Genomic DNA, 699 nt, shown 5'->3' on the forward strand with positions numbered 1-699 from the left:
AAGCTTAGCTGGCGCCAGCCCGGAAGAGATCACCTACTTTTTTCAGAACTAAACGACTGTCAGCTGTCCCACATAAGTAGTGTCACTTACCAGCTTACTATCAGCACTGACAACCAGAACCCATGCATGTACCACATCCCCGGTCCAATCCAGCGGAAGCTGCAACTCATACTCTTCCGCAGAACGAACCGCAGCACCCATCAGCGCCACAAACTCATCCTTAAGCGGATCATAAGCAATCACACCAACTTCGTCATCAGCCTTAGAATAACTCTGACCAATCACGCTGCCCCAGGTAAACTCTATTGCTGCCCCAGCTGCTGTGGCTATTTCCGCATCTGAAACCTTCCTCAGCACACCTTTACTAAAGCGAGCCTCCGGATAATTGATCATGAAGTTGGGCGACACACCCGTTACCGCATACTTCATATTCTCAGACACCGCCATATTGTAGGCCGACATTTCAGCTTCGTAATGCTGATACCCGATTTCCAATATTGGCAGGGCCGATCTCAGCCAGTGTGTAAATAACCCAAACTTTAAGCGCTGCGCCAGCTGAGCCGCAGTTGGCGGCTTGTTAGATTTAGCCGGACGCATAGAGATGATGTTCTGTCCTTTCACTCTTCTGCCTACGTGATTACCGACGCGACCAATTAAATCATTGTCGATACCACCTGTTAATTTTCCCATTGTAAATGT

The 699-nt window shown here is 48.8% G+C and carries 1 protein-coding gene; it reads right to left on the reverse strand.

The window, feature by feature from the left end; genetic code table 11:
* Positions 1-48 precede the first annotated feature (48 nt).
* A partial coding sequence (locus R2Q78_RS21860) for a DUF6266 family protein (protein ID WP_316794744.1) occupies positions 49-699 on the reverse strand: 651 nt, incomplete at its 5' end.

Origin of the sequence: Pedobacter frigoris, assembly GCF_032678645.1 — a bacterium.
Lineage (GTDB): Bacteria > Bacteroidota > Bacteroidia > Sphingobacteriales > Sphingobacteriaceae > Pedobacter > Pedobacter frigoris_A.